Origin of the sequence: Amycolatopsis sp. H20-H5 (assembly GCF_035828755.1) — a bacterium.
Lineage (GTDB): Bacteria > Actinomycetota > Actinomycetes > Mycobacteriales > Pseudonocardiaceae > Amycolatopsis.
Genome location: NZ_JAYMZS010000025.1, coordinates 1 through 26,460 on the forward strand (window position 1 = coordinate 1; position 26,460 = coordinate 26,460).

25 protein-coding genes are annotated in these 26,460 nt (G+C 70.6%); 17 read left to right on the forward strand and 8 right to left on the reverse strand.

Going from position 1 to position 26,460, the window contains the following annotated elements:
* Nucleotides 1–79 precede the first annotated feature (79 nt).
* The 5 genes from QMK34_RS16505 to QMK34_RS16525 all read right to left on the reverse strand — a co-directional run bounded on the left by QMK34_RS16505 (nt 80) and on the right by QMK34_RS16525 (nt 3,511).
* Nucleotides 80–1,273 (reverse strand): YcaO-like family protein, encoded by a 1,194-nt coding sequence (locus tag QMK34_RS16505; RefSeq protein ID WP_326414878.1) that lies wholly within the window; start codon nt 1,271–1,273, stop codon nt 80–82.
* Nucleotides 1,270–2,061, reverse strand: a complete 792-nt coding sequence (locus QMK34_RS16510; protein WP_326414879.1) for a JmjC domain-containing protein — start codon at nt 2,059–2,061, stop codon at nt 1,270–1,272. Before QMK34_RS16510 ends, QMK34_RS16505 begins: the two co-directional genes overlap by 4 nt.
* 46 nt (nt 2,062–2,107) lie before the next feature.
* The gene (locus QMK34_RS16515) at nt 2,108–2,977 is read right to left on the reverse strand and encodes a JmjC domain-containing protein (RefSeq protein ID WP_326414880.1); all 870 of its coding nucleotides are present in this window, start codon (nt 2,975–2,977) and stop codon (nt 2,108–2,110) included.
* Nucleotides 2,978–3,061: 84 nt separating this feature from the next.
* Nucleotides 3,062–3,190 carry a hypothetical protein gene (locus QMK34_RS16520; protein ID WP_326414881.1) on the reverse strand — a complete coding sequence of 43 codons (129 nt, stop codon included), beginning with the start codon at nt 3,188–3,190 and terminating at the stop codon, nt 3,062–3,064.
* A gap of 192 nt (nt 3,191–3,382) precedes the next feature.
* Nucleotides 3,383–3,511 carry a hypothetical protein gene (locus QMK34_RS16525; RefSeq protein WP_326414882.1) on the reverse strand — a complete coding sequence of 43 codons (129 nt, stop codon included), beginning with the start codon at nt 3,509–3,511 and terminating at the stop codon, nt 3,383–3,385.
* A gap of 193 nt (nt 3,512–3,704) precedes the next feature.
* Between QMK34_RS16525 and QMK34_RS16530 the strand changes: the two genes are divergently transcribed.
* From QMK34_RS16530 to QMK34_RS16580, 11 genes are all read left to right on the forward strand, one after another.
* On the forward strand, nt 3,705–4,985 hold the full coding sequence (locus QMK34_RS16530) for an aminotransferase class V-fold PLP-dependent enzyme (protein WP_326414883.1): 1,281 nt from the start codon (nt 3,705–3,707) through the stop codon (nt 4,983–4,985).
* 25 nt (nt 4,986–5,010) lie between these two features.
* On the forward strand, nt 5,011–5,829 hold the full coding sequence (locus QMK34_RS16535; RefSeq protein ID WP_326414884.1) for a thiopeptide-type bacteriocin biosynthesis protein: 819 nt from the start codon (nt 5,011–5,013) through the stop codon (nt 5,827–5,829).
* 188 nt (nt 5,830–6,017) lie between these two features.
* Nucleotides 6,018–6,290 (forward strand): phosphopantetheine-binding protein, encoded by a 273-nt coding sequence (locus QMK34_RS16540; RefSeq protein WP_326414885.1) that lies wholly within the window; start codon nt 6,018–6,020, stop codon nt 6,288–6,290.
* 26 nt (nt 6,291–6,316) lie between these two features.
* Entirely contained in the window at nt 6,317–7,690 is a 1,374-nt protein-coding gene (locus QMK34_RS16545) for a class I adenylate-forming enzyme family protein (RefSeq protein WP_326414886.1), read from the forward strand.
* Nucleotides 7,683–9,080 (forward strand): nucleotide sugar dehydrogenase, encoded by a 1,398-nt coding sequence (locus QMK34_RS16550; protein ID WP_326414887.1) that lies wholly within the window; start codon nt 7,683–7,685, stop codon nt 9,078–9,080. Before QMK34_RS16545 ends, QMK34_RS16550 begins: the two co-directional genes overlap by 8 nt.
* Complete coding sequence (locus QMK34_RS16555; protein WP_326414888.1) at nt 9,007–9,966, forward strand: NAD-dependent epimerase/dehydratase family protein; 960 nt, start codon at nt 9,007–9,009, stop codon at nt 9,964–9,966. Before QMK34_RS16550 ends, QMK34_RS16555 begins: the two co-directional genes overlap by 74 nt.
* Nucleotides 9,963–11,777 carry a beta-galactosidase trimerization domain-containing protein gene (locus QMK34_RS16560; protein ID WP_326414889.1) on the forward strand — a complete coding sequence of 605 codons (1,815 nt, stop codon included), beginning with the start codon at nt 9,963–9,965 and terminating at the stop codon, nt 11,775–11,777. Before QMK34_RS16555 ends, QMK34_RS16560 begins: the two co-directional genes overlap by 4 nt.
* Nucleotides 11,774–12,838, forward strand: a complete 1,065-nt coding sequence (locus tag QMK34_RS16565) for an alcohol dehydrogenase catalytic domain-containing protein (protein WP_326414890.1) — start codon at nt 11,774–11,776, stop codon at nt 12,836–12,838. Before QMK34_RS16560 ends, QMK34_RS16565 begins: the two co-directional genes overlap by 4 nt.
* Nucleotides 12,835–14,343, forward strand: a complete 1,509-nt coding sequence (locus QMK34_RS16570) for an APC family permease (protein ID WP_326414891.1) — start codon at nt 12,835–12,837, stop codon at nt 14,341–14,343. Before QMK34_RS16565 ends, QMK34_RS16570 begins: the two co-directional genes overlap by 4 nt.
* Before the next feature lie 133 nt (nt 14,344–14,476).
* Nucleotides 14,477–15,121, forward strand: a complete 645-nt coding sequence (locus tag QMK34_RS16575; RefSeq protein WP_326414892.1) for a response regulator transcription factor — start codon at nt 14,477–14,479, stop codon at nt 15,119–15,121.
* 26 nt (nt 15,122–15,147) lie between these two features.
* Nucleotides 15,148–15,993, forward strand: coding sequence for a class I SAM-dependent methyltransferase (locus QMK34_RS16580; protein ID WP_326414893.1), 846 nt, complete (start codon nt 15,148–15,150; stop codon nt 15,991–15,993).
* A 162-nt stretch (nt 15,994–16,155) separates the two neighbouring features.
* On the opposite strand, the gene QMK34_RS16585 is transcribed toward QMK34_RS16580, so the two are convergent.
* From QMK34_RS16585 to QMK34_RS16595, 3 genes are read right to left on the reverse strand one after another with little or no spacing between them, the layout of a single operon-like run.
* On the reverse strand, nt 16,156–16,968 hold the full coding sequence (locus QMK34_RS16585) for a hypothetical protein (protein WP_326414894.1): 813 nt from the start codon (nt 16,966–16,968) through the stop codon (nt 16,156–16,158).
* 15 nt (nt 16,969–16,983) lie between these two features.
* On the reverse strand, nt 16,984–17,907 hold the full coding sequence (locus tag QMK34_RS16590) for a 3-oxoacyl-[acyl-carrier-protein] synthase III C-terminal domain-containing protein (RefSeq protein ID WP_326414895.1): 924 nt from the start codon (nt 17,905–17,907) through the stop codon (nt 16,984–16,986).
* A 2-nt stretch (nt 17,908–17,909) separates the two neighbouring features.
* Nucleotides 17,910–18,812, reverse strand: coding sequence for a hypothetical protein (locus QMK34_RS16595; protein ID WP_326414896.1), 903 nt, complete (start codon nt 18,810–18,812; stop codon nt 17,910–17,912).
* 284 nt (nt 18,813–19,096) lie between these two features.
* On the opposite strand from QMK34_RS16595, the gene QMK34_RS16600 reads away from it, so the two are divergent.
* The 6 genes from QMK34_RS16600 to QMK34_RS16625 all read left to right on the forward strand — a co-directional run bounded on the left by QMK34_RS16600 (nt 19,097) and on the right by QMK34_RS16625 (nt 26,411).
* On the forward strand, nt 19,097–19,924 hold the full coding sequence (locus QMK34_RS16600) for a hypothetical protein (RefSeq protein ID WP_326414897.1): 828 nt from the start codon (nt 19,097–19,099) through the stop codon (nt 19,922–19,924).
* Between the two features lie 141 nt (nt 19,925–20,065).
* Complete coding sequence (locus QMK34_RS16605; protein ID WP_326414898.1) at nt 20,066–21,433, forward strand: MATE family efflux transporter; 1,368 nt, start codon at nt 20,066–20,068, stop codon at nt 21,431–21,433.
* A 190-nt stretch (nt 21,434–21,623) separates the two neighbouring features.
* Nucleotides 21,624–22,979, forward strand: coding sequence for a nucleotide disphospho-sugar-binding domain-containing protein (locus QMK34_RS16610; protein WP_326414899.1), 1,356 nt, complete (start codon nt 21,624–21,626; stop codon nt 22,977–22,979).
* Between the two features lie 42 nt (nt 22,980–23,021).
* The gene (locus QMK34_RS16615; RefSeq protein ID WP_326414900.1) at nt 23,022–24,671 is read left to right on the forward strand and encodes a DHA2 family efflux MFS transporter permease subunit; all 1,650 of its coding nucleotides are present in this window, start codon (nt 23,022–23,024) and stop codon (nt 24,669–24,671) included.
* A gap of 163 nt (nt 24,672–24,834) precedes the next feature.
* Nucleotides 24,835–25,512 carry a DUF899 domain-containing protein gene (locus QMK34_RS16620; protein WP_326414901.1) on the forward strand — a complete coding sequence of 226 codons (678 nt, stop codon included), beginning with the start codon at nt 24,835–24,837 and terminating at the stop codon, nt 25,510–25,512.
* A gap of 59 nt (nt 25,513–25,571) precedes the next feature.
* On the forward strand, nt 25,572–26,411 hold the full coding sequence (locus QMK34_RS16625) for an alpha/beta fold hydrolase (protein ID WP_326414902.1): 840 nt from the start codon (nt 25,572–25,574) through the stop codon (nt 26,409–26,411).
* The last annotated feature ends 49 nt before the right edge of the window (nt 26,412–26,460 follow it).

Below are 26,460 nucleotides of genomic sequence, written 5' to 3' on the forward strand. Positions count from 1 at the left end.
ATCGGCGGGTGCGCGCACACGCCGTCGAGCTTCAGGACGGGGGAACCGGCCAGCGAGGGACCGGCGTAGACGTGGACGGTCATGACCGGACCTCTCCCGTGTCACGCGGTAGCTCGCGGTAGACGTCGAACGCGAGCCCGGGGGCGACCACCTTGCACACCGCGAACGGTTCCTCCGGTGGGGTGAGGTCGACGCGCAGTACCGGCAGGCCCGACACCGCGGTCACCCGTTCGGTGAGCCAGCGGGCCAGTACCGGGAACGGGCCGCCCAGGGGCGCGGTCGGCGCGGGCACCGCCGCCCAGTCGTGGTTGGGCTCGACCGGCGGCGGTGTGGCGGGACGGCGGACGCCCCGGTACGCGACGTCGCCGAGGTCCTCCCGGACCCCGCTGATCACCGACATGCGGCTCTGCACCGCCTCGGTCAGCGCCCGGAACAGCGCGGTTTCGGGCAGCACGTGACAGCCCGCGCCCGCGTACATGCTGGGCATGTCGGGGCGCCAGACGTAGACGGTGAAGGCGGCGGTGCCGGGCAGTGTCGAGCAGTCGACGGCCTCGATCCAGAAGCCCAGCGACCGCATCCGCTCGATGAGGTCGCGGCAGAACCCGGCGGGCAGGGTGGCGAGGTCGAGCACGCGGCGTTGCTCGATCGGCTGCTGGGCCAGATCGGCGGTGGAGTGCCGCTCGACGGCCTCCAGCAGGGCCTGGACGGTGGCCTCGCCGACGGAGTTCCCGCTGGCCAGGCCGTTGGTGGAGATGACGATCGAGCGCGGCCGCCAGCGTCCGTCGGCCAGCCCGTCCATGCCGACGGTGTGCAGCGGGACGTGCGTTTCGGCGCCGTCCGCCAGCGAGATGGCCGGGACCCAGGGCAGCGGGAGGTCCGCTGAGATCACCGAGCGCTCGGTGGGCGTGGTCTCCTCCACCGGATAGGGCAGGGAGAGCTCCGCCGCTGTCGCCCAGAGTGACTCCGCGGGGCGGAACCGCTCGGCCACGCACACCTCGACGGCCTCCATCGTCGCCGAGAGCCGCGCGAGCAGCGGGGTCGCGCCCTTGCCCTGGCTGACGCCGACCGTGGTCGCCAGCGGCCGGACGGCCATGTAGACCGGCATGCCGATGACGTCGAGCGCGGTCAGCTCGGCCACCCGGGTGACCCCGTAGTGGCGCAGCCGGGGTTCGATCAGTGACCAGGTGTGTTCGGGGGTCCGGGTGCGGAGCGTGCCGGGGAGCGGCAGCGGCTCGGCGTCCACTTCCGCGGTTCTGCTCAGTTCCCTGGTCATGGCTGCTCGGTCGCGGTCGCGGCGGCGAACTGCGCGCAGTACTGCGCAGCCGCCGTGCGGACCCAGACGGCCTTGTCCTCAGCAGTCATCAGGTGGTGGTGGCTGTACCGCTCGTGCGCCTTGAAGCGGCGGCGGAGCTCGCGCGTCAGGCTCTCGGTGATCTCGCCGGTGCTCGGTTCCTCGATCGTGACGACGACGTGGAGCGAGTTGCCGCCCTTCGCGGTCGCGAGATGCGACCTGCCCGGCGGCACGTAGAGCACGTCACCGGCTCGCAGCAGCAGTTGTTCTCGCTCGTCGTTGCCGGTGAGCGTCCACTCCGCTTCGCCGTCGAGTTGCAGCACCAGCAGGTGCGAGCCACCGGTGTGTGCTGTCGCGGTGGTGACGTCGGCCGGGGAGAGCACGGCGTACGCGTGCAGTTCGGTGTCGAACGACGGTCGCAGGCCCTCGACGAGCTCGCGCACCGGGTGGTGCCAGTCCTCGATCCGGCTGAGCTGGATCGCCGACCCGTCGTCGAACGCCGCCAGCAGGTTCCGCCGGTGCACGAAGCCGGGTCGCTTGACGTTGAGGACCCGGCGCTCGACGCTGAGCTCGGCCGAGGGGGACCGGCCTTCCGGTGGCAGCACGGTGAAGTACGGCTCGACGAGCAGGCCGCAATCGATCGTCGCGCGGATGTCCCGTTCGGTGAGCAGCTCTGGCAGCCCGGCGTGGCGATGGACGGTTTCACGGTTCCAGCGCTCGCGCAGGAAGGCCTCGGGCTCTCCGACCAGCGCCTGCAGGGTGGGGTTCATCAGCGGTTCCGTTTCGTCGTCGGCGATCAGTGCTCGTCAGGCCGCTTCAGGAGAGGTCACGGGCTCTGCCGTCCGCCAGCGCGCGGGTGACCAGCGAGCCGGTGTCCACCGCGAACCGCGCGAGGTCGTCCGCGACGGCGTGCAGCTTCGCGGTGGCTCCGAGCGGCGCGTCCTCGTTGAGCGCGGCGAGGCGTCCGGCGTCGATCCACTCCGCGACGAGCGCGTCGACCAGCGCGTCCGGGGTGGGTTCGCTGAGGGTGAAGGTGACGTGGAGCGAGGTCTGCCCGACCGCGCTCGCCGCGTGCCCGTAGGCGTGCGGCAGGTAGAGGACGTCGCCGGGTTCGAGCACGAAACTGCCCACCTCGGTGGCCGGGTCGACGTCGAGCCCGGCGTCCGGGTTCTCGTGCGCCGGGTCGTGGAACAGGTGCCATTCCTTGGCGCCTTCGAGCTGGATGACCATCACCCGGGAGGCGTCACGGTGCGGCAGCATGCCGCGTTTGCCCTCCGGGGTGAGGAAGAGGAAGGCCGTGACCTCGGCGGGGAACAGCTCGTGGAGCTCGTCGATCTGGTCGCGGGTGAAGCGGTGCCAGTCCTCGATCTGGCTCAGCTTGCACGTCGCCCCGGCGGCGAGCTGACGGCGGACGCCCTCGGGCCGGACGAAGCCGTCGACCTCGTGGCCGAGCAGGCTGCGGGACGTCGTGACCTCGGCCTGCTCGGGCCGCACCCCGTCCTGGAAGACGGTGAAGTACGGCCAGCGGAGCAGGCTCGCGTCGATGAGCCGGTCGATTTCGGCGCTGGTCGGGAGGCCTTCGACGGACGCGGCCTGCCGCAGGATCAGCGGCTCGCTCCCGTAGTACGCCTGGCGGAGCGCGCCTTGGGGGGAAAGAAGATCATGGAAAGGGGTCCGAAAGCTCACGAGTGCCTCGCCGGGGTCGAAATCTGGCAGAATGGGTGGTGGTGCCGCACCGCATCCGTCGCGGTGCGGCACCATCCGGACGCTTCAGCCCTCGTTGGTGTTGGCCACGACCAGTGAGGACGCGATCGACTCCGGGAAGTCCAGGCCCAGCACGCCCGAAGCCGAGATGGCCTCGTCGTCGGTGGCCGCGAGCAGCTTGCAGATCTCCGCCATGATTTTTCTCCTTCATCCGTAACCGCGGGGGGACGAAACCCCACCGGGTGTTCACCGGCGCACTCGAAGACCGACCCTGCGTGTGGTGGTGTGAGTCGCTTGTGTCGTGCCGGCTTGGGAAAGCCCGGTGAGGGGAGCAGGTGGTGCCGCACCGCATCCGTCGCGCTGCGGCACCACCTGGGTAGCTCAGGCTCAGGCCTCGTTGGTGTTACCGACCACCAGCGCGCCCGCGATGGACTCACCGAATTCGAAACCGGCCACACCGGACGCCTGCAGGGTCTCCTCGTCGGATGCCGCGAGAAGCTTGCTGATTTCCACCATGAGCTTTCCTCCGTTTCGTGCTGAGATAACAATCGGTGCACGTGCAGGACCCAGTCTTGCCATTGGCCGCGTCTACTGGCCACTTCTAAAATGCGGCCTGCAAGAGCACTGAATGAGATGTCCTTTCCGGTTTTCGGGATCATGATTGGCTGCGCGTTTCCCGCGTAGCACAAGGATTCCTCGGAGGTGGGTCTTGCCGAACTCAGGCGAATCCAGCCGGTTCCGGTCCTCGCGGCTCCCCGGCGTCGTCGGGGCCGGGGCCTTGGTACCGCTGGCGGACGGCTCACGGGTCGAGTACGCCAACCTGGACTACGCCGCGAGCGCTCCTTGCCTCACACCCGTGCACGCGGCACTCGACGCGGCTTTGCCCTTGTACAGCAGCGTTCATCGCGGCGCCGGGTACGCGTCGAAGGTGACGACCGAGGCGTACGAGGGCGCGCGTGACGTCGTGCGCCGGTTCGCGGGGATCTCGCCGGACGAGTCGGTGCTGTTCACCCGCAACACCACCGACTCGATGAACCTGCTGGCCCACTGCCTGCCCGAGGGCGCCACCGTGGTGGTGTTCGAGTCGGAGCACCACGCGAGCCTGCTGCCGTGGGACCGGCACTGCGAGGTCGTCCGGCTGCCCGCCCCGGCGTCGCCGGAGGCGGCCGTCGACGAAGTCTGTTTCGCACTCGCGGCGGCCGGGATCGGGCCGAAACTGCTGGTCGTGACGGCCGCGTCGAACGTGACCGGGGAACTGTGGCCGCTCGCTCAGCTGGCCGAGGCCGCGCACGAGCACGGCGCGCGGATCGTCGCGGACGTCGCCCAGCTGGTCGCGCACCGCCCGCTGGACATGGGCGCGCTCGGCCTCGACTACATCGCCTTCTCCGGCCACAAGCTCTACGCGCCGTTCGGCGCTGGGGTGCTGGCCGGGCGGGCCGACTGGCTCTCCGCCGCGCCGCCGTACCTGCTCGGCGGCGGCGCGAGCAAGCGCGTCGCGGGCCAGGACGTGACGTGGGCGCGCAACGCGGAGGAGCGGCAGGAGGCCGGAACCCCGAACGTACTCGGCGCGATCACCCTCGCGGCGGCCTGCGAAGCGCTGCTCGACGCCGGATGGCCCGCGCTGGCGGCGGAGGAAGAACAGCTGCTGGGCCGGTTGCGCCGCGGGCTCGCCTCGATCCCGGGCCTGCACGAGCTGTCGCTGTGGGGCGCGGACCACGAACGCGTCGGCATCGTGTCTTTCGTGCTGGACGGCTGGGAAAGCCGCGAAGTGGCGCTGACCCTTTCGGACCGGTACGGCATCGGCGTGCGGGACGGGAAGTTCTGCGCGCACCCCCTGTTGCGGCACCTGATCGACGACGTCATCCGGGACGGCCCGCCTCCCGAGGCGGCCGTCCGGGCCAGTCTCGGCCTCGGCACCACCCGCGAGCACGTCGACCGGCTGGTCACGGCGCTCGGGGAGATCGCCGTCCCGCGGGCCGACGCGGCCTGAGCACCCCGACGAAAGGACACCCCCGATGATCCCGGCGGCCGGCACCGAGGAGAGGTTCACCGAGGCGGACGCCGGGCGGTGGCGCACCTTGGAGGTCACCGCGCCCGGCGGATCGGACCAGGTGGAGCGCCTCCTGACCGCGCTGCGCCCCTGGCTGACCGGGACGCCGATCCTGGTCCGGCCGCCGTGGAGCGCGGCGCTTGGGAAGCCTGCCCAGGTGAAAGTGCAGCTGCCTGAGCACGCTGATCTCGACGGCACGCGCGTGTGCATCGAGACTTTCCTGCGCGACGACGAGGGCGGCACGGTCGTCGAGCGCGCGTTCAAGCCGATGCTCGAACGGTTCGGTGGCCCGCACGGGATGGCGGTGTCGATGGCGCATTTCGTGGCCGCGAGCCGGATCTCGCTGGAGATCATCGAGGCGACGCCCGCTCGCGCCGAGCGGTTGCGCGCTGTTTCCGTGCTCCTGCTGGCTTCGGCGCGCGCGTCCGGGGCGGGTGTCGCCGCCGAGATCGACTGGCTGCGGCGGTACGCGTTGGCACAGCAGGGACTCACGGGTGAGCCCGCGCCGCAGGTCGGGCGGGCGGCGTACGTGACTGCCTCGGCCGCGATCGCGCGTGACGGGCGGGACCACGTCCTCGCCACGCTCGGCGGGGACGTCGACGACTGGCAGGAGGTCCAGTCCGGCACGTGGGCGGCGTTGACCCGCTTGCGCTCGGCCGGGCGGCTGAGCGTCGAGCCGGAGGTGGTGTTCGCGACGCTGGTGCAGATGTCGCACAACCGCCTTGGCCTGCTGCCGGAGGACAACGCCTACCTGGCCTGGCTGGTCGCCCTCGCCCTCGCCTAACCCAGTTTGACGGTCCCTGAAGGCCACCATGACGGCGTCTAACGCCGTCATGGTGGCCTTCAGGGACAGTTGCGGGTGGGTGGCTATGGCCGGTTGGGCGGTCCTTGGCGGCTCGTGCGGGGGGCGGGGACAGGCGAAAGTGGTGACAGCGGAAGTCATCCCGCGCAGGACTCGACGAACGGGGCATCATGACCACTCAGCTCTCCGACCTCTCCACGACGATCGCCGAAGTCATGGGCAGCGTGCTCAAGCGCGGGCCGCTGGCCAGCGACGAGGACTTCTTCGAAGCCGGGGGTGACTCGCTGCGCGCCGTCGAGGTGCTGCAGCGGTTCGTCGCCGAGACCGAGCTGCCCGCGTCCGTGAACTCCGACGAGCTGCAGGCCGAGCTCCTCGTGTCCATCTTCGACGAGGCGACCCCCGCCGCGCTGGCCGCCGTGGCCACCGCCCACTTCACCAAGTAGTACGGGGAAACGGGGGAAGGCCGCGCATGCTCACGGCACTGCGGCAGCACCGGGACCGGTTCCCGGACGCCACGGCGATCCGGGCCGGGACCGCCGCCGGCTGGCAGGACACCACCTGGGCGGAGCTCTACGATGCCACCCTTGCGACTGCAACGTTTGCGAAGGACGTCCGGGGCGTGGTCGTCACCGTGCTCGACGGCAGCGCGGCGAGCATCGCGACCGTGCTCGGCTTGATCGCGGCCGGGGTGGATGTGCTCCCGCTGGAGGAGAAGAGCTCGTATCTCACCGATCCCGGCTCGCCCGTGCACACGCTTGAAGTGTCCACAGTGGTCGGTCCGGGCGAGTACGCGGGGTTCCGCAGTCCTCCCGCGACAGAGCCCGATCCGGGGCGGGAGAGCGAGATCCTTCAGGTGACCTCCGGTTCGACCGGCGAGCCGCGGATCGCCCGCCAGCCGTTGCGCAACGTCCTGCACGGCGCGCACAGCTACCGCCGGGTGTTCGGGATCGGCGAGGGCGACGTCGTGCTCGCCACGGTCCCGCTGGCGCACTCCTTCGGCTTCATCGGCGGCCTCGGCACCGCGCTCGTTTCGGGCGCCACCCTGGTGACGCTCACCCGCTTCAACCCCCGCCAGGTCCTCGGCGCGCTCGCCGACGGCGTCACGATGATGCTCGGGACCCCGCTCGTGTACCGGCTGCTTTCCCCGCTGCTGCGGGGAGAACCGCCACGCCCGAGGATCGTGCTGTCGTCGGGCGGCCCGCTCGCGCCGGAGCTCGCGACCGAGGCGGGCGCGCGGCTCGGCAGTCCGGTCCGCCAGATCTACGGCAGCACCGAGACCGGGCTCATCGCCTGCCATCCCGCGTCGGCGCAGCGGTGGCCCGAGGGCTCCGCGGGAGTTCCGGCGCCGGACGTCGAAACGAGGATCGGCGAGGGTGGGCGATTGTTCGTCCGGACGCCCGCGCTGTTCGCCGGATACGCGGGCGGGGCGCCCGTGACCGTCGACGAGGACGGTTTCTACGACACCGGTGATCTGGCCGTGTCCGTCGAGGGATACCTGTTTCTCAAGGGGCGTAAGGAAACCTTCATCAACGTGGGTGGCCGCAAGGTCAACCCGCGGCGCATCGAACGAGTCCTTTCCGGACACCCCGGGGTGCGGGAGGCGTTCGTCTTCGGGGCCGACAGCGCGGGCGCGGGCGCCGAGCAGGAGATCCACGCCGCCGTCGTGCTGACGCCGGACACCCGGGTCGACGAGCTCGTCGCGTTCTGCCGCGCCCAGCACCTCATGCCCTACGAGGTGCCGCACCGGCTGCACCCGTTCACCGCCCTGCCCCGGACCGGGATGGGCAAGATCAACCGCCGCCAAGTGATCGCCACCGCGACCAGCAAGGGGAGTCATGGCTGAGACCACGCACCTGAGAACGCCGCGGGCGGACGGCCACGTCGCCGTCATCGGCCTGGGTTACGTCGGGTTGACCCTGGCGCTTTCCCTGGCACGGGTGGGCATCCCGGTCATCGGCGTGGAAGCGAACCCGCGCACCAGGGCGGAACTGCGGGCAGGCCGGACCGTCCTGTTCGAACCGGGCGTGGCCGAGCTGCTCGAGACGCTGCCCGCGGACCGCTTCACCGTGACCGACCGGCTGCCGGACACCCCGCTGCGCGCGATCATCATCTGCGTCGGCACGCTCGTCGACCCGGCCACCCGGCAGCTCGACATGGGACCGCTCGACGCGGCCACCGCGCACGCGGCGGAACACGTCTCGGCCGACACACTGGTCGTCGTGCGCAGCACCGTCCCGGTGGGCACGACCCGCCGGGTGGTGCTGGCGAAGATGCTGGAGTACACGGGAAAACCGCTGCTCGCGTTCTGTCCGGAAAGGACGATCCAGGGACAGGCACTGGCGGAGCTCGCCTCGCTGCCCCAGGTGATCGGCGCGCTGGACGACGAGTCGCTGGAGCTGGCGAGGGCGTTGTTCGCGCCGCTCGCCGCCGACCACTCGCTGGTCTCCTCGCTCGAAGCGGCGGAGATGACGAAGCTGATCTGCAACTCGCACACCGACCTGATCTACGGGTTCGGCAACGAGATCGCGAACATCGCCGAGTCGCTCGACCTGGACGCGGGCGAGATCATCGCCGCCGCGAACCTGCGCTACCCGCGGCCCGACCTGTCGAAGCCGGGGTTCGTCGGCGGCAGCTGCCTGACCAAGGATCCGTACCTGCTCATGCAGTCGGCCGAGGCGGCCGGCGCGCGCACGCCGATGATCGCGGCCGCCCGCTCGGTGAACGAGCAGGTCCCGCGCGCCGCGGTGGAGCAGGTGCTCGCTGCGCTCACCGCGACCGGCTGCGCGCACCGTGACGCCAAGGTCCTGGTCTGCGGGATCGCCTACAAAGGACACCCGGAGACCGACGACGTCCGGGGCTCGGCCGCGATCGAGGTGGCCGAACTGCTGCGCCACCGGGTCGCGGTGCTGGCCGGGCACGACTACGTGGTGGCGCCCGAGCGCATCGCGGAGCTCGGGTACCGGCCGGTGACCCTCGAAGAAGGCATGACCGACGCAGACGCGGTGCTCCTGCTGGTGGACCACCCGAGTTATCCGAAGGAGATCGACACCGAGGCCGTCCGCTCGCGGATGCGCCTGCCGGCTGTCGTCTTCGACATGTGGGGCCGGCTGGCGACCGAGCTGGCCGAGGCCGAGGGCATCGAATACCGGAGGTTGGGCTGTGGCGGAGCGAATTCTCGTCACCGGTGGAGCTGGGTTCGTCGGGCTGCATCTGACGCGTCACCTGCTGCGTGAGGGGGCCGAAGTCGTCCTGCTGGACGACTTTTCCCGGGGCAGGCAGGACGAGGAGCTGCGCGGCCTGCGCGGCTCGGTGGAGCTGGTCGAGCACGACCTGACCCGGCCGATCCCGGACGGGCTGCTGACCGGCGCGTTCGACGGGGTGTACCACCTCGCGGCCGTCGTCGGTGTGCGGCGCGCGAACGAGGAACCGGCGAGGGTGCTCAACGTGAACCTGCGGGCCACCCTGCAGGTGCTGGACTGGTGCCTGCGCACCGGTCCCGGCGCGGTGTTCCTCAGCTCGACCAGTGAGGTCGGCGACGGCGCCGCCCGGGTCGGGCTGTCGGCGTATCCGACCAAAGAGGACTCTCCGTTCGTGCTGGTGGACCCGGCGGCGCCGCGCTCGTCCTACGCGCTGAGCAAGGTCGTTGGCGAAAGCCTGTTCCGCCAGTGCGCGGACGAGTTCAAGGTCCGCATCGGCCGCTACCACAACATCTACGGCCCGCGAATGGGCAACTCGCACGTCATTCCGCAGTTCATCGCGCGGGCGCGGGCACACCAGGACCCGTTCCCGATCTACGGCGCGGTCCAGACCAGGGCGTTCTGCTACATCGACGACGCCGTCGAAGCGACCGTCGGGCTGATGAAGCTCAACACCGCCGGGCCGGTGGTGGCCAACATCGGCAACGACCGCGAGGAGCTCAAGATCGAGCTGCTCGCGCGGCGGATCTGGGAGCTCGCCGGGTACGACCCGGTGGCGCTGATCCACGACCCGCCGCCCGGTTCCCCCGACCGGCGGTTGCCCGATCTCGCCCGGTTGCGGGAGACCACCGGGTTCACTCCCCGGGTCGACCTCGAAACCGGGCTCCGGCGCACCTACGAGTGGTACGACGGGCAGCCATGACCGGGTTCACCGTTTCCGGTGGACGGCTGCTACGCGACGGGCAGCCGTTCACCGCCGTGGGCGTGGACCACCACCCCTCCCGCGCGGGCTGCCGCATCTGGTCCGACTGGGACGCGGTTGCGCTGGAGCGCGACTTCGCCGACATCGCGGCGGCGAGGCTGAATACCGTGCGGCTCTTCGTGTTCTGGCGCGATTTCGAGCCCGCGCCCGGCCGGTACGACGAGAAGGCGTTCGCGCGGCTGCACGACGCGGTGACGCTGGCCGGGGCCGCCGGGCTGGCCTGCGTCGTCTCGGTGCTGACCATCTGGATGAACGGCCAGCTGCTCGATCTGCCCTGGCGTGCGGGCCGCAGCTTGTGGCGGGACGAGGAAATGCTCGTGCGCCAGGAGGAGTTCGTCCGCGCCGTCGGGGGCTGTCTGTCCGATGTGGACAACGTGCTCGCGTACGACCTCGGCGACGAGATCGGCAACGTTGATCCTGTGGAGTCCGCGACGCTTTCGCGGGAGCAGGTCGCGGCCTGGCACGCCCGGCTGGCCGCGGCGCTGCGAGGTGCGCACCCCGGCGTCGCGGTGTGTCAGGCGGGGGACGCGTCCGGGGTGCTGCGGGGTTCACCGTTCGGGGTGGACAACGCCGGTGAGCTGGATCTTGTCGCGGTACATGGGTTTCCCACCTGGGCGCCGGGGTCCATCGAAGCCACCTCCTCGTACAAGGCGACGAATCTGACCTCGTTCCTCGTCCGGTTCGCCGCCGCGTACGGGGTCCCCTTCGTCGACGAGCTGGGCGCGTATGGCGTCGGCGAGGACGTCGCCGCCGGGTACCTGCGCGCGTCCGCGGCTTCTGCGATGGCCAACGGGGCGGCGGGGGTGCTGGTCTGGTGCTGGCAGGACATCGCGTCGGCGCAGGAGCCCTATGCCGACCGGCCGATGGAACGGTTCGCCGGGCTGACGCGGCTGGACGGGACGCCGAAACCGGCGCTCGCCGAGGTGCGCCGGGTCGCGGAGTCAGCCGCCGACCTGGCCGGTTCCGAGCGTCGCGCGCGGATCGCGGTGTACATCCCCGAACACGCCCGCGTCGCCGGTAAGTCCTATTTGGACAGCGGAGTCGGGACGCTGGCGACCTTCTACGCCTATCTGCTGCTGAAGCGCGCGCACCTCGACTTCGACCTCGTCTCTGGTGACCTCGACGGCTACGGGCTGGTGATCTGCCCGTCGGTCACCCACGTGACGCTGACCGACCTGGACCGGCTCCGGGCACACCTGGCGCGCGGCGGCACGGTGTACTACTCGCTCGGCGACCACCTGCACGGCTTTCCCGGCGCGGACCTCGCGGGCGCGGAGCTCAGCGACTATTCCTTGACGCCGGAGGGTAAAACGGCGATCAGGTGGTCCGAAGTGGACTGGCCGCTCGACTGGAAGACCGGTGGCGCGACCACGATCGGTCTCGTGGCCACCACGGGGGAGCCGATCGCACGTTACCCGGACGGCACGCCCGCCGTGCTCGTCAACCGGGTCGGCGAGGGCACCGTCGTCTTCTGCGGTGCGCCACTGGAACGGCAGCTGGACCAGCCCGGCCGGTTGACCGGCTCGCGCTGGGAGCGGCTTTACCGCCGGATCGCCAGGCTCGCCGGGATCGTGCCCACAGTGGACTGTGCCGACCCGGACGTCGAGCTCGTCGCGGACGGGAACCGGGTTGTGGTGGTCAACCACGGTGCCCGGCGGGCCGGATGCGACCTGGTGTGGCCCGGCGGGGAACGCGTGGCGGTGCGGCTGGCCGCCAAGGACTGGGTGATCGTCGAGGAGGAGCCGGTATGAGAGGCGTCGTCTATCGCGGGCCGCGCAGCGTGGAGCTGGTCGATGACCTGCCCGAGCCGCGGGTCTCGCATCGGCGTGACGCGGTGGTGCCGGTGAGCGCGACCGCGATGTGCGGCACGGACCTGCATCCCTACCGCGGCGAGATCCCCGCGTTCGAACCGGGAACCGTGCTGGGCCACGAGTTCGTCGGCACCATCGTGGACGCGGGCGAGGAGGTCCCGGTCAACGCCGGTGACCGGGTCGTCGCCTCCGATGTTGTCGCTTGTGGACGGTGCCAGGCGTGCGCGCGCGGCTGGCACTACCAGTGTCCACAAGTGACACTGTTCGGTTACTCCACAGTGGTCGGCCCCAGCCTTCCCGGCGGGCAGGCGGAGTTCGTGCGTGTGCCGTTCGCCGACACCGTGCTCAGCCCGGTTCCGCCGGAGCTGACCGACGAGGAAGTGCTGTTCGTCGGGGACATCCTCAGCACCGGGTACGGCGCGGTGGCCGCCGCCGGGCTCGCTCCCGGTGACGTCGTCGGCGTCGTCGGCGGCGGGCCGGTCGGTTTGTGCGCGGCGATGTGCGCGCGGGCGGCCGGGGCGTCGGCGGTGGTGGTGGCCGACACCGACCCGTCCCGGCGTGAGCATGCCGATTCGCTGGGGTTCGTTTCGGTGGCACCGGAGGCTTTCGGCACCGAACTGGCGCGTGCCTCGGACAAAGTGGGCGCCCGTGCGGTGATCGAGGCCGTCGGCAGCGACGCGGCGTTGCGGCTCGCCGTCGAGGGGGCTGGCCCGCGGTCGACGGTTGTCGCAGTCGGCGCCCACCACTCGCTGGAAACCCCGTTCCCAGCGGGCACCGCGTTCGCCCACGAGCTGACCGTCCGGTTCGTGGTCGGCGACCCGATCGCCGTCCGCGAGCACCTGATCCCGCTGCTGCGGGCGAAACTGATCGATCCGGTTTCGCTGATCTCGCACCGGCTCCCGCTCTCCGACGCCGTCCACGCCTACGACCTGTTCGACCGGCGCGCCGCGTCGAAGGTCGTGCTGACCATCGATTCCGACCCGTTAGGTGAACCGTCATGACTGACCCGGCCCCCGCCCCACAGGAGAACCGTTTCCGGCGCACCCTGGGCACCCCCAAGATCGTGTTCCTGGTCATCTCGGCCGCCGCGCCGCTGGCCGCGCTGGTCGGCACCGTGCCGCTGGCCTTCGCCATCGGCAACGGCGCCGGGGTGCCCGCGATGTTCGTCTTCGCGGGCCTCACCCTGCTCTGCTTCTCGGTGGGGTACGCCGCGATGAGCCGCCGGGTCGTCAACGCCGGTGGCTTCTACAGTTACCTCTCCGCGGGGCTCGGCAGGCCGCCCGCGGTCGGTGGCGGCCTGGTCGCGGTCATCTCGTACAACGCGATCACGGTGGGCCTCGCGGGCGCGTTCGCGTACTTCACGCAGCTCATCGCCTCGTCCTACGGCCTGGACCTGCCGTGGCAGCTGTGGGCCGCGCTGGGCGTCGCGGCGATGGCGTTCCTCGGTTACCGCCAGATCGACATGAGCGCGCGGGTGCTGTCCGTGCTGATGATCGCCGAGGTCGCGATCCTGCTGCTGCTCGACGTCGCCGTGCTGATCCGCAAGGGCGGTGCCGCGCTCCCCGCCGCCTCGTTCGACCCCAAGGTGGTGCTCGGCGGCGGCATCGGGATCTCGCTGATGTTCGCGCTGATCTCGTTCATCGGGTTCGAGTCCGCCGCGCTGTACGGCGAGGAATCCCGTAACCCCAAGCGAAGCGTGCCACTCGCCACCTACGCGTCGGTGATCCTGATCGGCGTCTTCTACGCGCTGACGAGCTGGATCGCGGTCGGCGCCGTCGGCGCGGACCAGCTGCAGCAGGTCGCGGGTTCGCAGCTCGGGACGCTGTTTTCCGGGCTCACCGACGACTACCTGGGTTCGTCGGTCACCGTGGTGATGCAGATCCTGCTGTGCACCAGCCTGTTCGCGGGCATGCTCGCGATGCACAACGCGGCGAACCGCTACCTGTTCGTGCTCGGCCGTGACCGGGTGCTGCCGCACGGGCTCAGCGCCGTGCACGCCAAGCACGCGTCGCCGCACCGCGCGAGCCTGACGCAGACCGCGTTCACCGTGCTGGTGATCGTGGTGTTCGCGGTCGCCGGGCTGGACCCATATGTCAACTTGTCGACAACCATGGTGGGCCTGGGGACGCTGGGCATCGTGGCGCTGCAGGCCGCGGCCGCGGTGTCGGTCATCGGTTTCTTCCGCAAGCACCCGGACCGCCACTGGTGGCGCACGATGCTCGCGCCCGGCCTGGGCTTCGCCGGGCTCGTCGCGTCGGTGGTGCTGGTGGTGGGCAACTTCGAAACGCTGACCGGGACGACCGCGGTGGCGGTCACCTCGCTGCCGTGGCTGCTGGTCGCCGCCGCGGCGGGCGGTGTCGGCTACGGCTACTGGATCCGCGCGCGGCACCCGCGCCGCTACGCAGACCTGGCCAACGTCGAGCGCCGCGACGTCGACCTGGTGTCGGTCCCGGCGGGCGGGCACGTGGCGGAGCGCGAGGACACGCCGCGCGCCGACGTGGCATGACCCTGCCGGATTCGCGACCGGCCCTGCCGTGAACCTGGCGGGGCCGACCGCAATATCCACGGTGAGCGCGAGGGGTGGACCGCTGTTTGCTGTCACCGGAAGCAGGTTTCGCCGTCGCGGGAAGGGTGCCCTCATGTACAGCTCTGCGCAGGCCCGGTTCGAGGCCGAGCCGCTGCACGTCGCGGTCCTGGTCGGAAGCGAGCTCCTCCGGCGGGGGCTCGAAGGCCTCCTTCAGTCCTTGCCGTCGGTCGGCGAAGTCCACCGCTGCGAGAGTGGGGAGGAGGCTGCCGGGCTCGACTTCCTCATTGTGTCCACTTTGGACACCAGCTGGCTCGCCGTCGCCGGGCCGGGTGGGCCGAAGGTGCTCGTGCTGGTGGACGAGTCCGCGATGGGCGACCCGTCGGCCTGCGCCGCGCTGCCCGCGGACGGGTTCCTTTCGCAGCAGAACCTGAGCGCGGACACCCTGAACGACGCCCTGCGCCGGTGCGCCGCGGGCGAGCTGCCGATGCCCGCGACGCTCGCCAGGGCGTTGCTGGCCAGGGCGGACGGGCCCGAGCAGCGGCACCGCAACCGGCCCGTGCACCTCACGAGCCGGGAGATCGAGACGTTGTCCCTGCTCGTGCGCGGGCTCAGCAACAAGCAGATCGCCCGCCGGCTCACGATCTCGAGTCACGGCGCGAAAAGGCTGGTCGCCAGCATCATGCTCAAACTCGATTCACCGAACCGGACCACCGCGGTCGTCAACGCCATCAAGGCGGGACTGGTCGACGAGCTGTAGTTCACCGATTCACAAGGAGTAGCGAGATGACCAACGAAACCGAAGCGATCAACGGGGTCGGCGACACCGCGCTGTGGACCGCGGCGTCCAGGGCGCGGGAGAGCCGCCGCCCCGACCGGCTGTTCAGCGACCCCCTCGCCGGGGTGCTCGCCGGGCCGAAGGGGGTGGAGCTGCTCAAGCACTTCCACACCTCGCGCGCGTCCGACGAGGGCAACCCGTTCCTGCCGATCCGGACCCGCTGGTTCGACGACTACCTGGAGACCTGGGTCGGCGAAGGACATCAGGTCGTCGGCCTCGCGGCGGGCCTGGACACCCGGGCGTTCCGGCTCGAGTGGCCGGACGGCGTCACGCTGTACGAAGTCGACCAGAAGGCCGTGCTGGCGTACAAGGAGAGCACGCTGGCCGCGGCCGGGGCGAAGCGCGGCGTGGACACCCGGACCGTGCCGGTGGACCTCGGCGACGACTGGCCCGCCGCGTTGCGCGCCGCCGGGTTCGACCCGGCCAAGCCGACCGTCTGGTTCGCCGAGGGCCTGCTGTTCTACCTGCCCGAGGCGCTGGCGCACCGGGTCGTCCGCGACGCGGCGGCGTTGTCGGCCCCGGGCAGCGTGCTGGCCGCGGACCTGATCGGCACCGGGATCTTCCGGTTCCCGTACACCCGCGAGTTCCTGCGGCGGCTCGAAGCCGCGGACAGCCCGTGGGTGTTCGGCACCGACGACCCGGCCCGGTTCCTGACCGACTGCGGCTGGGACCCCATCGACGTCACCGAGCCCGGCAAGGCGAACGCCAACTACGGCCGCTGGCCGGAGGCCGCCTCCCCGGCGAACCTGCCCGACCTGCCGCGTAGCCACTTGGTCGCTGGCCGGCTCGCCTGAACTGCCCCTGAAGGCCACCATGACGGCGTTAAACGCCGTCATGGTGGCCTTCAGGGACTTTCCTGCCCTCGTGACCGGCGTCGTGTTTGGGGGCGCGAAAGCGGTGCCCCTGAAGGGAGCCTTCACGGCGTTAGACGCTGTGATGGTGGCCTTAAGGGGCAGTCACCGGGTGAGGTGGCAGAGGCCGAGGCTGCGGAGGTTTGGGTCGTAGTCGGCCAGTAGGAGCGTGTGGGCCTGGGGGTCGGTGTCGGCCAGGGCGGTCCAGAGGCCGGTGCAGGGCAGGCCCTCTCGTGCCTTGACCACCGGGATTCCGGTGGGGACCTGGCAGTGGCCGAGCAGGCCCGTCCCCAGGACCACGGCGTCGGGACGCGACGTGGTGAGCTCGGCGAGTACGACGGCGACGGCGTCCTCGGGCGTCATGCCGGGGAGTTCGCGCACGGCGAGGCCGGGTGACGACGGCTCCAGCAGCAGGACCGCCACCCGGTCCTCGGTCGGCATTACGGTCCCGGCTGGAACCGTGTGGTCGAGGACGACCGTCGTCTGGTCCAGGGCGAACAGCAGGACGGGCTCGGTGCCCGCGTACGCGGCGGCGAGCCGCAGCGCGGTGAACGGGGCCGTCACGCCGTGGTCGGCGATCGCGAACGACAGGGGCTCGCCCGGCAGGGCGCCGCTGAGGAAACTGCTGGGCCACAACGGTTCCGCATCCGGGGTGCTGTGCGCCAGCACCGCGGCGCCGATCCGGGCGGGCAAGGGGCCCAGTGCGTCGAGCGTGCGGCCGACCATGCTGGTGAACGTGTTCATCCGCAGCTCGGCGAAGTGCGCCGCGCGCTGGGGGAGGCCGTGGTGTTCGGCGAGGTCGGCGAAGTACTCGGTCAACGCCGGTTCGTAGGCGCGGCCCGTGGTGAACGACCTGGTCACGATCCGGTCGAGCCGCAGGCCGCCGGGAACTCCGGCCGATCCGTTCGCCACGTACATCGTCGCCGCCTGTCGTCAGTGCCGGAAGACCATGGCCGCGAATGTCGCGCCAAGGCCGACCGCCGTCATCACGTAGTGGTCGCCGGGGTTGAGCCGCCCGAGGTCGAGCGCGCTCCGGTAGCCGAGGAACGAGTCGGCCCCGAAGCTGTGCCCGTACTCCGGCAGGTTCCCGAGCACGATCCGGTCCTTCGGCAGCCCGAGCGTCTTGGCGACGCGGTACCAGGACAGCCGGTTCACGTTGTGCGGCAGGACAAGCGCGACGTCCGAAGGCGCCAGCCCCGCTTCGTCGAGCGCCGCGCGCAGGATCTCCACCAGCGCCACCGGGTACACCTTGTCGAACCGCGTCCCCTGCTCGGGCGTCAGCCAGGGGGCGCGGTCGAACTCGGCGTAGCTGCGGGTGGCGTAGCTGAGCAGGCGGTCGCGAGGGCCTCCGGTGCCGACCAGCACCGCGGCCATGCCCTCGCTCATCACCGCCGAGTCGGCGATCCGCGCGACCTCGGTGAAGGTCTTTTCCCCCACCAGGACCAGTGCGAGCGCGTCCGGGTCGTCGTCGGCCGCGAGCAGCCTGCCGCAGACGTCGACGGCGAGCAGCCCGGACGCACACGCGTGCTGGCTCAGTGAGAACGCCGTCGCCCGGTGCAGCCCGAACTCCGCGCGCAGCTCGTGCAGCGGGCTGCGCGGGTACGGCGCCGAGAGGATCGTGGCCGCCTGCACCAGATAGCGGACGCGATCCTCCCGGCCCGCCAGGTCCAGCTCGCCCAGCGCGGCCCGCATCAGCTCCAGCGCCGTGCCGCCCGGCTCGCGGCGGATCTCCGAAAAGCCGAAGAACTGCTTGTACAGCTTGACCTTCTCGTCCGCCACGCCGAGTTCCCGCAGGTACGGCTCGACCGGGACGCGCTCGGGCGGGACGTACACCGCCACCGCCTCCAGCGAGGTCATGCTCAGCCCTCGGTCTCCTGCAGCAGCTCGTCGCGCAGCCGCTCGTAGGTCGGGGCGAGCCGCCGCAGCAGGGCCGCGGCCGTGGCGTTCTCGCCAACGGTCAGCGGGTGCTGCAGGGCGCCGACGAGATTCGCCTGCTCGTCGAGCACCTTCGCGGCCGCGATCGCGCCGAGGTCGTGCAGCAGCACGGCGGCGTCGGCGAGGCGGCGGGCGCCGCAGCTGACCGAGAACTCGGTCAGGTACTTGTGCTGGATGTGGTTGGGACCGGCCTCGACGACTTCGGCGAGCCGTTCCGCGGCGAGGCGGGAGCTGTTGCCCTCCAACCACTTCACGGCGGCGGGCAAGGAAGCGCGCAACGCCGTCTCGAGTGGGACCTCGCGGACTTGGCGGAAATTCTTCCGGATCTGGTACGACGGCACGTCGTAGACCAGCGACTCGGTGTTCCACGCGGTGAGCAGCGCGTCCACCGGGATCGTGGCGAACGGGAAGCCCTGCGGGTCGTGCGCGCGCACCAGGTCGCCCTCGACCCCGAACACCACCAGGAAGTGGTCGGCGCCGATGGCCACGCCCATGTTCGGGTGGTGCGGCAGCAGGCCCATCTCGACCGGACCGGCCAGCACCGGGTTAGTGCGGCTCGCCTCCCGCAGCTCCGCGATCGCGGCCTCCGGCGTGCTCGCCTGCTTGTCGCAGGTCCAGCCGAGCAGGTCCAGGATCACCGGGATGCCGGTCTCCGGCACCCACTCGGCCGGGGAGAAGTACGGCAGGTCCTCGCCGCGCAGCGTCATCCCGAAGGCGGACCCGCTCAGGATCTCCAGCGCGGCGGGCCCGGGGCCGGCGTCGCCGAAGATCATCGAAAGGGCGTTGGCGTAGCAGTACGGGCCGTTGCCAAGGTAGTTGATCGGCATGATGGAGGGTCCTCAATCTCGGGGCCAGGCAAGACATACACGTCCCTGCCACGAAGGTAGGCGGCCGAGACCGCTCCGGACAGCTGCCCGAGCGGGCGTAGCCATCCGGTCAGTGTCCCCCGCCAGCGCCGCCGACCAGCGCCGATGCCGCACGTCATGAGATGCGAAGGGACACCGGCTGACAGGACGATCGGCAGGCGAAGGTCGGCGGATTCGTCCGGGCACCAAGGGACCGTCTCCGTGTGATGACGTTCGGCAGTTCCATCACTGTGAGGAGAGAAATCGTGTCGGCTGATACCTCGATACCGGCGCCGGCCGGTCAGCCAGTCCGGGCCGACGCCGGACCCGCTGCCCGCCAGGCCGCCGTCGCCCAGAAGTCCCGCCGGGCCTTCTACGTCTTCAGCGCCGTGACGCTGGCCGTCGGTGGCTTCCTGATCCTCAACGGCGGCCGCCAGCACCCGGCGATCACCCAGCACATGGGCACCTTCGGCACCCCGGGCTTCTACACCCACTTCGCCCAGATGATGATGGCCCCCGACTGGTACGAGCTGCACGCGCAGATCATGTGGGGCCCGGTCGTGGCCGCGCTCGGCGCGCTCGGCATGGTGAGCCTCGTCCGCAGCCGCGGCGACTCTCGCTGGAGCACGCTCGGCCTCATCGCGCTGTCCATGGGCACGGTCCTGTGGACCCTCGTCTACTGCTTCGACGGTTTCATCTCCCCGAAGCTGGCGCCCCTGCTGCTCAACAGCTCCCCGGAGCTGGAGCCGGCGATGAACGGGGTGTTCGGCTCGAGCCAGTGGGCCGCCATCACGATCGCCACCCCCGGCTGGATCCTGATGTCGGCCGGGCAGCTGTTCCTCGGCGTCAGCGTGCTCATCACCCGCTCGGTCGGCCGCGGTCGCGGACTGTCCACTGTGGTCGGTGTCGGCGGCATTCTGCTCGGTGTCTCGTCGCTGCTCGCCTGGGCGACCGGCTCGTTCGACCCCGGCCCGATGATCAGCCCGTGGTGGCTGATGAACGCCTACGCCGGGGCCATCTGGTTCCTGATCGCCGCCGTGTGGGTCTTCCTGCACCGGCGCACGGCCGAGGACGCGACGGCCACGGCGAGCTGACCGCCCCTTTTCGTCAGAAAGCACCTTTTGTCGAGGGAGTTCACGATGGTTGACCAGACAGTGCAGGGCCGGGCCGAGGGGCCGCCGAGCGGGCCACAGGAAGGACCTCCGGGCGGCCCTCCCGGTCCTCCCGGGGGGCCCATGGGCGGCCCGCCGCCGGGTCTCGACGGCAAGGTGCGCAAGGCCATCATGAGTCTCGCGGTGCCGATGGCCTTCGCCGAGATCACCAGCATGGTGCTGATGGTCGGCGTGGTCGCACTGATGGGGCACATGGGTGACGACGCGCTCTACGTCCGTGCGCTCTACCTGCCGATGATGCCGCTGTTCGCCGGGGTGTACCTGGCATTCGAGATCAGCAACCAGGTCGCGGCGGCGATGAGCCGCGGCGCCGGGCGGCCACAGGACGTGCTGCCGGTGGCGCTGAGTTTCATCCGCGTCTGGGCGGTGATCGGGGTGGTCATCTTCGTCGCCTTCCTGTTCGCCGCGCCGCTGTTCGCGGACGTGTTCGACGTGCCGGTCGCGCTGCGCGGCGAGTTCATCTCGTTCCTGCGCTGGATGACGGTGGCCGAGCTGACGCACGTCGGCGTGCTGCTGTGGGCGTCGAGCCTGCGTGGTTACGGCAAGGCGGGCTCGGGCGCGCTGGTGACGATCTCCTCGCGGGTCGTGCAGTTCGGCGGGGTCGCCCTGCTGGGCCTCGGCTTCGGCCTCGGCCCGAACACCGTGCCGGTGTCGATCGCGGCGGGTTCGGTGGTCGGCTGCCTGCTGGGCATCGTGATGATGCGCAAGGCGGGCCTCTGGATCCCGGGCGGCAAGGGCTCATGGCGACGTCCCGAGGCGGGCGCCAACCTCAAGATGATCGGCATCCCGGTCGCGATGACCCAGGTGCTCATGTTCGGCTGCTACTTCGGCCTGCTGGCGGTGCTCGGCGGGTTCGGCCCGATCGTGGTGTCCGCGTTCTCCTCGGCCACCAGCATCCAGTTCCTGATCCTGATGCCGGGCGTGCTGCTCGGTTCCGCCACCGCGATCGTGCTCAACATGCAGCGCGGCGCGGGCGTGACCGACGGCCTGCGCAAGGTGCTGCGGGTGGGCATCGAACTGACGGTGATCGCCTACCTGGTGATCGCGGTGGCGGTCTGGGCTGGCAACCACCTGCTCGGCGACATCATGTCCTCGTCCGCGGCCATCTCCAGTGAAACTGCCGTCTACCTGGGCATCGTCGCGTTCACCTTCGTCATCCAGGGCCCGGTGCTGACCTCGTTGATGGTGATGGAGCAGACCGGTGCCGGTCCGCTGGCGGCGTTGCTCAACTTCATCTACTACGCGGCCGTCGTGCTGACGAGCGCGCTGGTGGCGGGCTCGGTGCACAACGCGGAAGGCGTCTACAAGACGATCGCCTACTGCAACCTCGCCGGGATCTCGGTGGTCATCGTCGCGGTGCTGGTGGTTCGCAAGATCGCGAGCAAACCGGCCGCGCAGCTGGGCCAGATGGGCCTGCCCGCCGGTCCGTAACGGCTCGGACGCCGGTGGTCACCGCAGTGCGGAAGACGCCGGAAACCCAGTGACACAGCCATTCTAGAGACAGATCGCGCGCAGGAGACGCGCACACGGCAACGGGACCGCGCGGTCGTCATCGCCGGTCCCGTTCGTCGTGCCCGGAAGTAGTTGTCCCCGGTATCCGAGCGAGAAGAGAGAGCTCATCATGCGAGTCCTGTTCACCATCTGGCCGGGGGGAGCGCACCTGCACCCCATGGTGTCGCTCGCCTACGCGCTGCGCGGCGCCGGGCACGAGGTCGTCGTCGCCACGCACCCGTTCTACGTCGACGCCATCGCCGCTGTCGGGCTGACCGCCGTCGCGCTCGGCAACCCGGGGAACATGCCCATCCCCAAGGGGCCCGGCCGGCCGCACCGCGCGGGCCGCGAGCACCTGCAGTCGCTGAACGAGTCGCTCGACCTCGACGTCACCGACACCTACCGCTGGCACGTGTTCAGCCAGTTCCTGATGCCCGCCGTCTGGGACTTCCACCCGACCGGCGCCACCGCGGCCGACGCGCGCCCCGGCGTCGACGACCTGGTGGAGTTCGCCAAGTTCTGGGAGCCCGACCTGGTCGTGTGGGACGCCTGCTGGCCCTCCGGCGCGATCGCGGCGAAGGCCTGCGGCGCCGCTCACGCCCGGCTGAACCTCGGCCCCGACCTGTTCGGCTGGTCGACCGAGCTGTTCGCGGGCCGCAACAGCCGTCCGGGCGTCGAGCTGGGCGCGGACCCGCTGACCGACGCCCTCACCCCGCTCGCCGAGCGGCACGGGGTCGAGGTCGACAAGGAGCTCCTGCTCGGCCAGTGGACCATCGACGTCAGCCCGAAGCAGATGCAGATCCCGGTCGACACCCGCACGCTGTTCGTGCGCTGGGTGCCGTTCAACGGCGCCGCCGTGCTGCCGGACTGGTTGCGCGCCAGGCCGGAGCGGCCGCGTGTCGCGCTCTCGCTGGGCATGTCGAACCGCGCGTTCTTCTCCCCGGAGGCCGAGCGCCAGACCAAGGACCTGCTGGAGATGGTCAGCGAGCTCGACGTCGAACTGGTCGCCACGCTGAACGACGCGCAGCTTTCCCGGCTGCCCGAGATCCCGGCGAACGTGCGCACCATCGACTACGTCCCGCTGACCGACCTGCTGCCGTCGACCTCGGCGATCATCCACCACGGCGGTATCGGCAGCTTCTCGGCGGCCGCTGCGGCCAGGGTGCCGCAGCTGATCACCGACACCGAGGGCGCCACCGGGTCGTTCTGGGTCGAGGAGGACGGCGAGACCTGGACGATGGAGACCGGCGGGCACGTGTCGTCGCCGTTCACCTCGGCCTACGTGAACGAAGCCGGCGCCGGGGTGACGCTGAACTACCAGAAGCTCTCCGTCGCCGAGATGCGCAAGAGCCTGCTGCAGGTGCTGACCGAGCCGTCGTACCAGGAAGGCGCCGAGCGCATCTACCGCGACCTGCTGCTCAACCCGACCCCGGCCGACGTCGTCCCGCACCTCGAGCGGCTCACCGCCGAGCACCGCACGCGCTGACGTAGGACCGCAAAAACCTAGATGTGGAAAGGAGGATCCCTCGTGACGAAACTACGCGGAAACCCGTGGGCCGCCCTCACCGTGACCTGCCTCGGGTTCTTCATGACCATGCTGGACCTGACCATCGTGAACATCGCGATTCCCGACATGATGGGCAGGCTCAAGGCGTCGTTCGACGACGTCCTGTGGGTGCTGAACGGCTACACCCTCGTGCTGGCCGTGCTGCTGATCACCGCCGGAAGGCTGGGTGACCTGCGGGGCGCGCGGAAGATGTTCGTGCTGGGCGTCGCCGTGTTCACGGTGGCTTCGGGCGCCTGCGGCTTCGCCGCCGGTCCCGGCCAGCTCATCGCCTTCCGGGTGGCGCAGGGCCTGGGCGCGGCGTTGCTGATGCCGCAGACGCTGACGATCATCACCACCGCTTTCCCGGCCAGGCGGCGGGGTGCCGCGCTCGGCATCTGGGGCGCGGTGGGCGCGGCGGCCACGATGCTCGGCCCGAGCCTCGGCGGCCTGCTGGTCACCGTGTTCGACTGGCGGGGGATCTTCCTGCTCAACGTCCCGATCGGGATCGTCGTGGTGGCGCTCGCGCTGTGGCTGCTGCCCGACGTCGCGCCGTCCGGCCGTCGCCGTCTCGACCTCCGGGGCGTGCTGCTGGCCAGCGCGTCACTGCTCGCGCTGAGCTACGGGCTCGTCGAGGGCGAGCGCTACCACTGGGGCACGATCAGCGGGATCCTCTCGATTCCGCTGATCCTCGTGGTCGGGGCCGTGCTGCTCGGGGTGTTCGTGCTGACCCAGTCGCGCGCGCAGGCCGGGGAGCCGCTGGTGCCGTTCGTGCTGTTCCGCGACCGCAACTACATGCTGATGAACGTGGTCACCGCAGCCCTGCCGATCTCGCTGACCGGCTTCTTCCTGCCGCTGGCGATCTACCTGCAGGCCGTGCTCGGCCTGTCCGCGCTGGCCGCGGGGCTGGCGATGGCGACGATGACCGTGGTGATGCTGGTGCTCGCGCCGCTGGCGGGCCGCTTCGGCGACCGCGTCGACGGCAAGTACCCGCTGACCGTCGGCCTGGTCCTGTTCGCCATCGGCACCGGCTGGATCGCCGCGTCGGCGGAGACGACCAGCGGGTGGACCGATTTCCTGGCGCCGCTGATCATCGGCGGGGCCGGTCTCGGCCTGCTGTTCGCCCCGGTCGGCGCGCTCGCCATGCGCGACGTCGAGCCGCGGCTGGCCGGTGCCGCTTCGGGCGTGCTCAACACGACGCGGCAGATCGGCATGGTCGTCGGCACCGCGATCGTCGGCGCGCTGATGCAGAACCGGTTCGCCGCCTCGATCAACGCCGAGGCGGCCACCCGCGGCCAGGTGCTTCCGGAGCCCGCTCGCACCGGGTTCGTCCAGGGCTTCCGCCACGTCGCGGAGAGCGGCCTGCAGGTCGGGGCGAGCTCGGGTGGCGACGCGCCGCCGCCGGGGATTCCGGCGGAGGTCGCCCAGCTGCTGGCGAAGCTCGGCCGTGAGGTGTTCACGAACGGGTACATGGGCGCGATGCGGCCTACGCTGGTCCTGTCGCTCTCGGTGGCGCTGCTCGCGGCCTTGATCTCGCTGGCCATCAAGCGCACCCGGCCCGCCGGTGGCGTGCGAGCCGAGCTCCCCGAAGTCCCTGAAGAGCAGATCCCGGCGGAGGCAGGCAGCCTGCGCTGAGCCCCCACCCGCAACTCGTCGACGAGTTGTGGTCTCTCACGCGCAAGAGACCACGATTCGTCGACGAGTCGCGGACGGGAGCATGGCGTCAGAGCACAACGGAAGATGCGCGCGTGATCGCCGAGGGTCACGATGGCCCCATGACCGAGAGGATGCCACCGCTATGAAAAGCGAACCGCGACTGCCGCCGATCGCCGACGAAGCCGAGTGGCAGGCGGCGCGGGATCGGCTGCTGGTCAAGGAGAAGCAGGCCACCAGGCTGCTCGACGCCCTCGCGGCGGAACGGCGGCGCCTGCCGATGGTCCGGGTCGGCCAGGACCACGTGTTCGACGGCCCGGACGGGAAGGTGCGGCTGCTCGACCTGTTCGAGGGCCGCCGTCAGCTGATCCTGTACCACTTCATGTTCGACACGGATTGGGAGACCGGCTGCCTCGGCTGCTCCCGGAAGATCGACGACATCGGCAATCTCGCCCATCTGCACGCGCGCGACACCTCGTTCGCGATGGTCTCCCGGGCGCCGCTGGCCACACTGGCGGCGTTCCGGGAGCGGATGGGCTGGACCGTTCCGTGGTTCTCTTCGGCGGGCACGCGGTTCAACGACGACATGGGCGCCACCGTCGACGGTGGCGAACGGTTCGGGTTGAGCGTGTTCCTGCACGACGGCGAAGTGGTGTACCGCACCTATTTCACGACAGGGCGGGGGCTTGAGCCGGCCGGCTTCCGGCATTTTCTCGATCAGACCCCGTATGGCAGGCAAGAGGACTGGGAGGATTCACCCGAGGGGTGGCCCCAGTCGCCGACGTACGGGTGGGGCCGGTTGAACGACGAGTACGACGACTGACCGTCCCCGAAACCGAGCGGCGAAAGCCCAGAACTCCCCGAAACAAGGAGAACGTGAGCATGCCCAACGACGAGAAGATCGTCAAGGCCAACGGTGTCGACCTCTGCGTCCAGACCTTCGGCGACGTCAAGGACCCCGCGATCCTGCTGATCCACGGTGCTTCCGCCTCGATGCTGTGGTGGGAGGCCGAGCTCTGCGAGAAGATCGCCGCGGGCGGCCGGTTCGTGATCCGGTTCGACAACCGGGACACCGGGAAGTCGGTGAGTTACCCGACCGGGCAGCCCGGCTACTCGCTGCGGGACATGACCGAGGACGCGCTGGGCATCCTCGACGTCCTCGGCATCCAGCGCGCGCACCTGGTCGGCCGGTCGATGGCCGGGGCGATCATCTCCCTCGCCGGGATCGACTACGCCGACCGCGTGGCGTCGCTGACCTTCGTGTCCACCACCCCGGGCGGCGGCGACCTGCCGCCGATGTCCGACGAGTTCATGGAGTACACCTCCCAGAACCCGGACCCCTCGGACTCGAAGGCGGTCGTGGACTTCATCACCGGGCTGATGAAGGTCTACTCGGGCGGTTCGCCGTACTACGACGAGAAGGCCATGCGGGCCATCGCCGAGGCGGACGTGGCGCGCGCGGACAACATCGCGTCCACGCTGACCAACCACTTCGTGATCAACTTCGACGGCCCCGAGAAGGGCGGTCTCGGCGACATCACCGCGCCGACCCTGGTGGTCCACGGCGAGAAGGACCCGGTGTTCCCGCTGCCGCACGGTGAGGCGCTGCGCGACCGGATCCCCGGCGCCGAGCTGCTGATCATGGAGAAGGCCGGGCACGAGGTGCCGGAGCCGCTCTGGGACGTGTTCGCGACCGCGCTGATCAAGCACTCCGCGGTCTGACCCGCACCACAACTCGTCGACGAATCGTGGTCTCTCACGCACGAGCGGC

What these genes read in the sequence shown, in the direction of transcription:
- QMK34_RS16505 (WP_326414878.1), bottom strand. Translation starts at nt 1,273, where the DNA reads ATGACCAGGGAACTGAGCAGAACCGCGGAAGTGGACGCCGAGCCGCTG.
- QMK34_RS16510 (WP_326414879.1), bottom strand. Translation starts at nt 2,061, where the DNA reads ATGAACCCCACCCTGCAGGCGCTGGTCGGAGAGCCCGAGGCCTTCCTG.
- QMK34_RS16520 (WP_326414881.1), bottom strand. Translation starts at nt 3,190, where the DNA reads ATGGCGGAGATCTGCAAGCTGCTCGCGGCCACCGACGACGAGGCCATC.
- QMK34_RS16525 (WP_326414882.1), bottom strand. Translation starts at nt 3,511, where the DNA reads ATGGTGGAAATCAGCAAGCTTCTCGCGGCATCCGACGAGGAGACCCTG.
- QMK34_RS16535 (WP_326414884.1), top strand. Translation starts at nt 5,011, where the DNA reads ATGATCCCGGCGGCCGGCACCGAGGAGAGGTTCACCGAGGCGGACGCC.
- QMK34_RS16540 (WP_326414885.1), top strand. Translation starts at nt 6,018, where the DNA reads ATGACCACTCAGCTCTCCGACCTCTCCACGACGATCGCCGAAGTCATG.
- QMK34_RS16545 (WP_326414886.1), top strand. Translation starts at nt 6,317, where the DNA reads ATGCTCACGGCACTGCGGCAGCACCGGGACCGGTTCCCGGACGCCACG.
- QMK34_RS16550 (WP_326414887.1), top strand. Translation starts at nt 7,683, where the DNA reads ATGGCTGAGACCACGCACCTGAGAACGCCGCGGGCGGACGGCCACGTC.
- QMK34_RS16560 (WP_326414889.1), top strand. Translation starts at nt 9,963, where the DNA reads ATGACCGGGTTCACCGTTTCCGGTGGACGGCTGCTACGCGACGGGCAG.
- QMK34_RS16565 (WP_326414890.1), top strand. Translation starts at nt 11,774, where the DNA reads ATGAGAGGCGTCGTCTATCGCGGGCCGCGCAGCGTGGAGCTGGTCGAT.
- QMK34_RS16570 (WP_326414891.1), top strand. Translation starts at nt 12,835, where the DNA reads ATGACTGACCCGGCCCCCGCCCCACAGGAGAACCGTTTCCGGCGCACC.
- QMK34_RS16575 (WP_326414892.1), top strand. Translation starts at nt 14,477, where the DNA reads ATGTACAGCTCTGCGCAGGCCCGGTTCGAGGCCGAGCCGCTGCACGTC.
- QMK34_RS16580 (WP_326414893.1), top strand. Translation starts at nt 15,148, where the DNA reads ATGACCAACGAAACCGAAGCGATCAACGGGGTCGGCGACACCGCGCTG.
- QMK34_RS16585 (WP_326414894.1), bottom strand. Translation starts at nt 16,968, where the DNA reads ATGTACGTGGCGAACGGATCGGCCGGAGTTCCCGGCGGCCTGCGGCTC.
- QMK34_RS16590 (WP_326414895.1), bottom strand. Translation starts at nt 17,907, where the DNA reads ATGACCTCGCTGGAGGCGGTGGCGGTGTACGTCCCGCCCGAGCGCGTC.
- QMK34_RS16595 (WP_326414896.1), bottom strand. Translation starts at nt 18,812, where the DNA reads ATGCCGATCAACTACCTTGGCAACGGCCCGTACTGCTACGCCAACGCC.
- QMK34_RS16605 (WP_326414898.1), top strand. Translation starts at nt 20,066, where the DNA reads ATGGGCGGCCCGCCGCCGGGTCTCGACGGCAAGGTGCGCAAGGCCATC.
- QMK34_RS16610 (WP_326414899.1), top strand. Translation starts at nt 21,624, where the DNA reads ATGCGAGTCCTGTTCACCATCTGGCCGGGGGGAGCGCACCTGCACCCC.
- QMK34_RS16620 (WP_326414901.1), top strand. Translation starts at nt 24,835, where the DNA reads ATGAAAAGCGAACCGCGACTGCCGCCGATCGCCGACGAAGCCGAGTGG.
- QMK34_RS16625 (WP_326414902.1), top strand. Translation starts at nt 25,572, where the DNA reads ATGCCCAACGACGAGAAGATCGTCAAGGCCAACGGTGTCGACCTCTGC.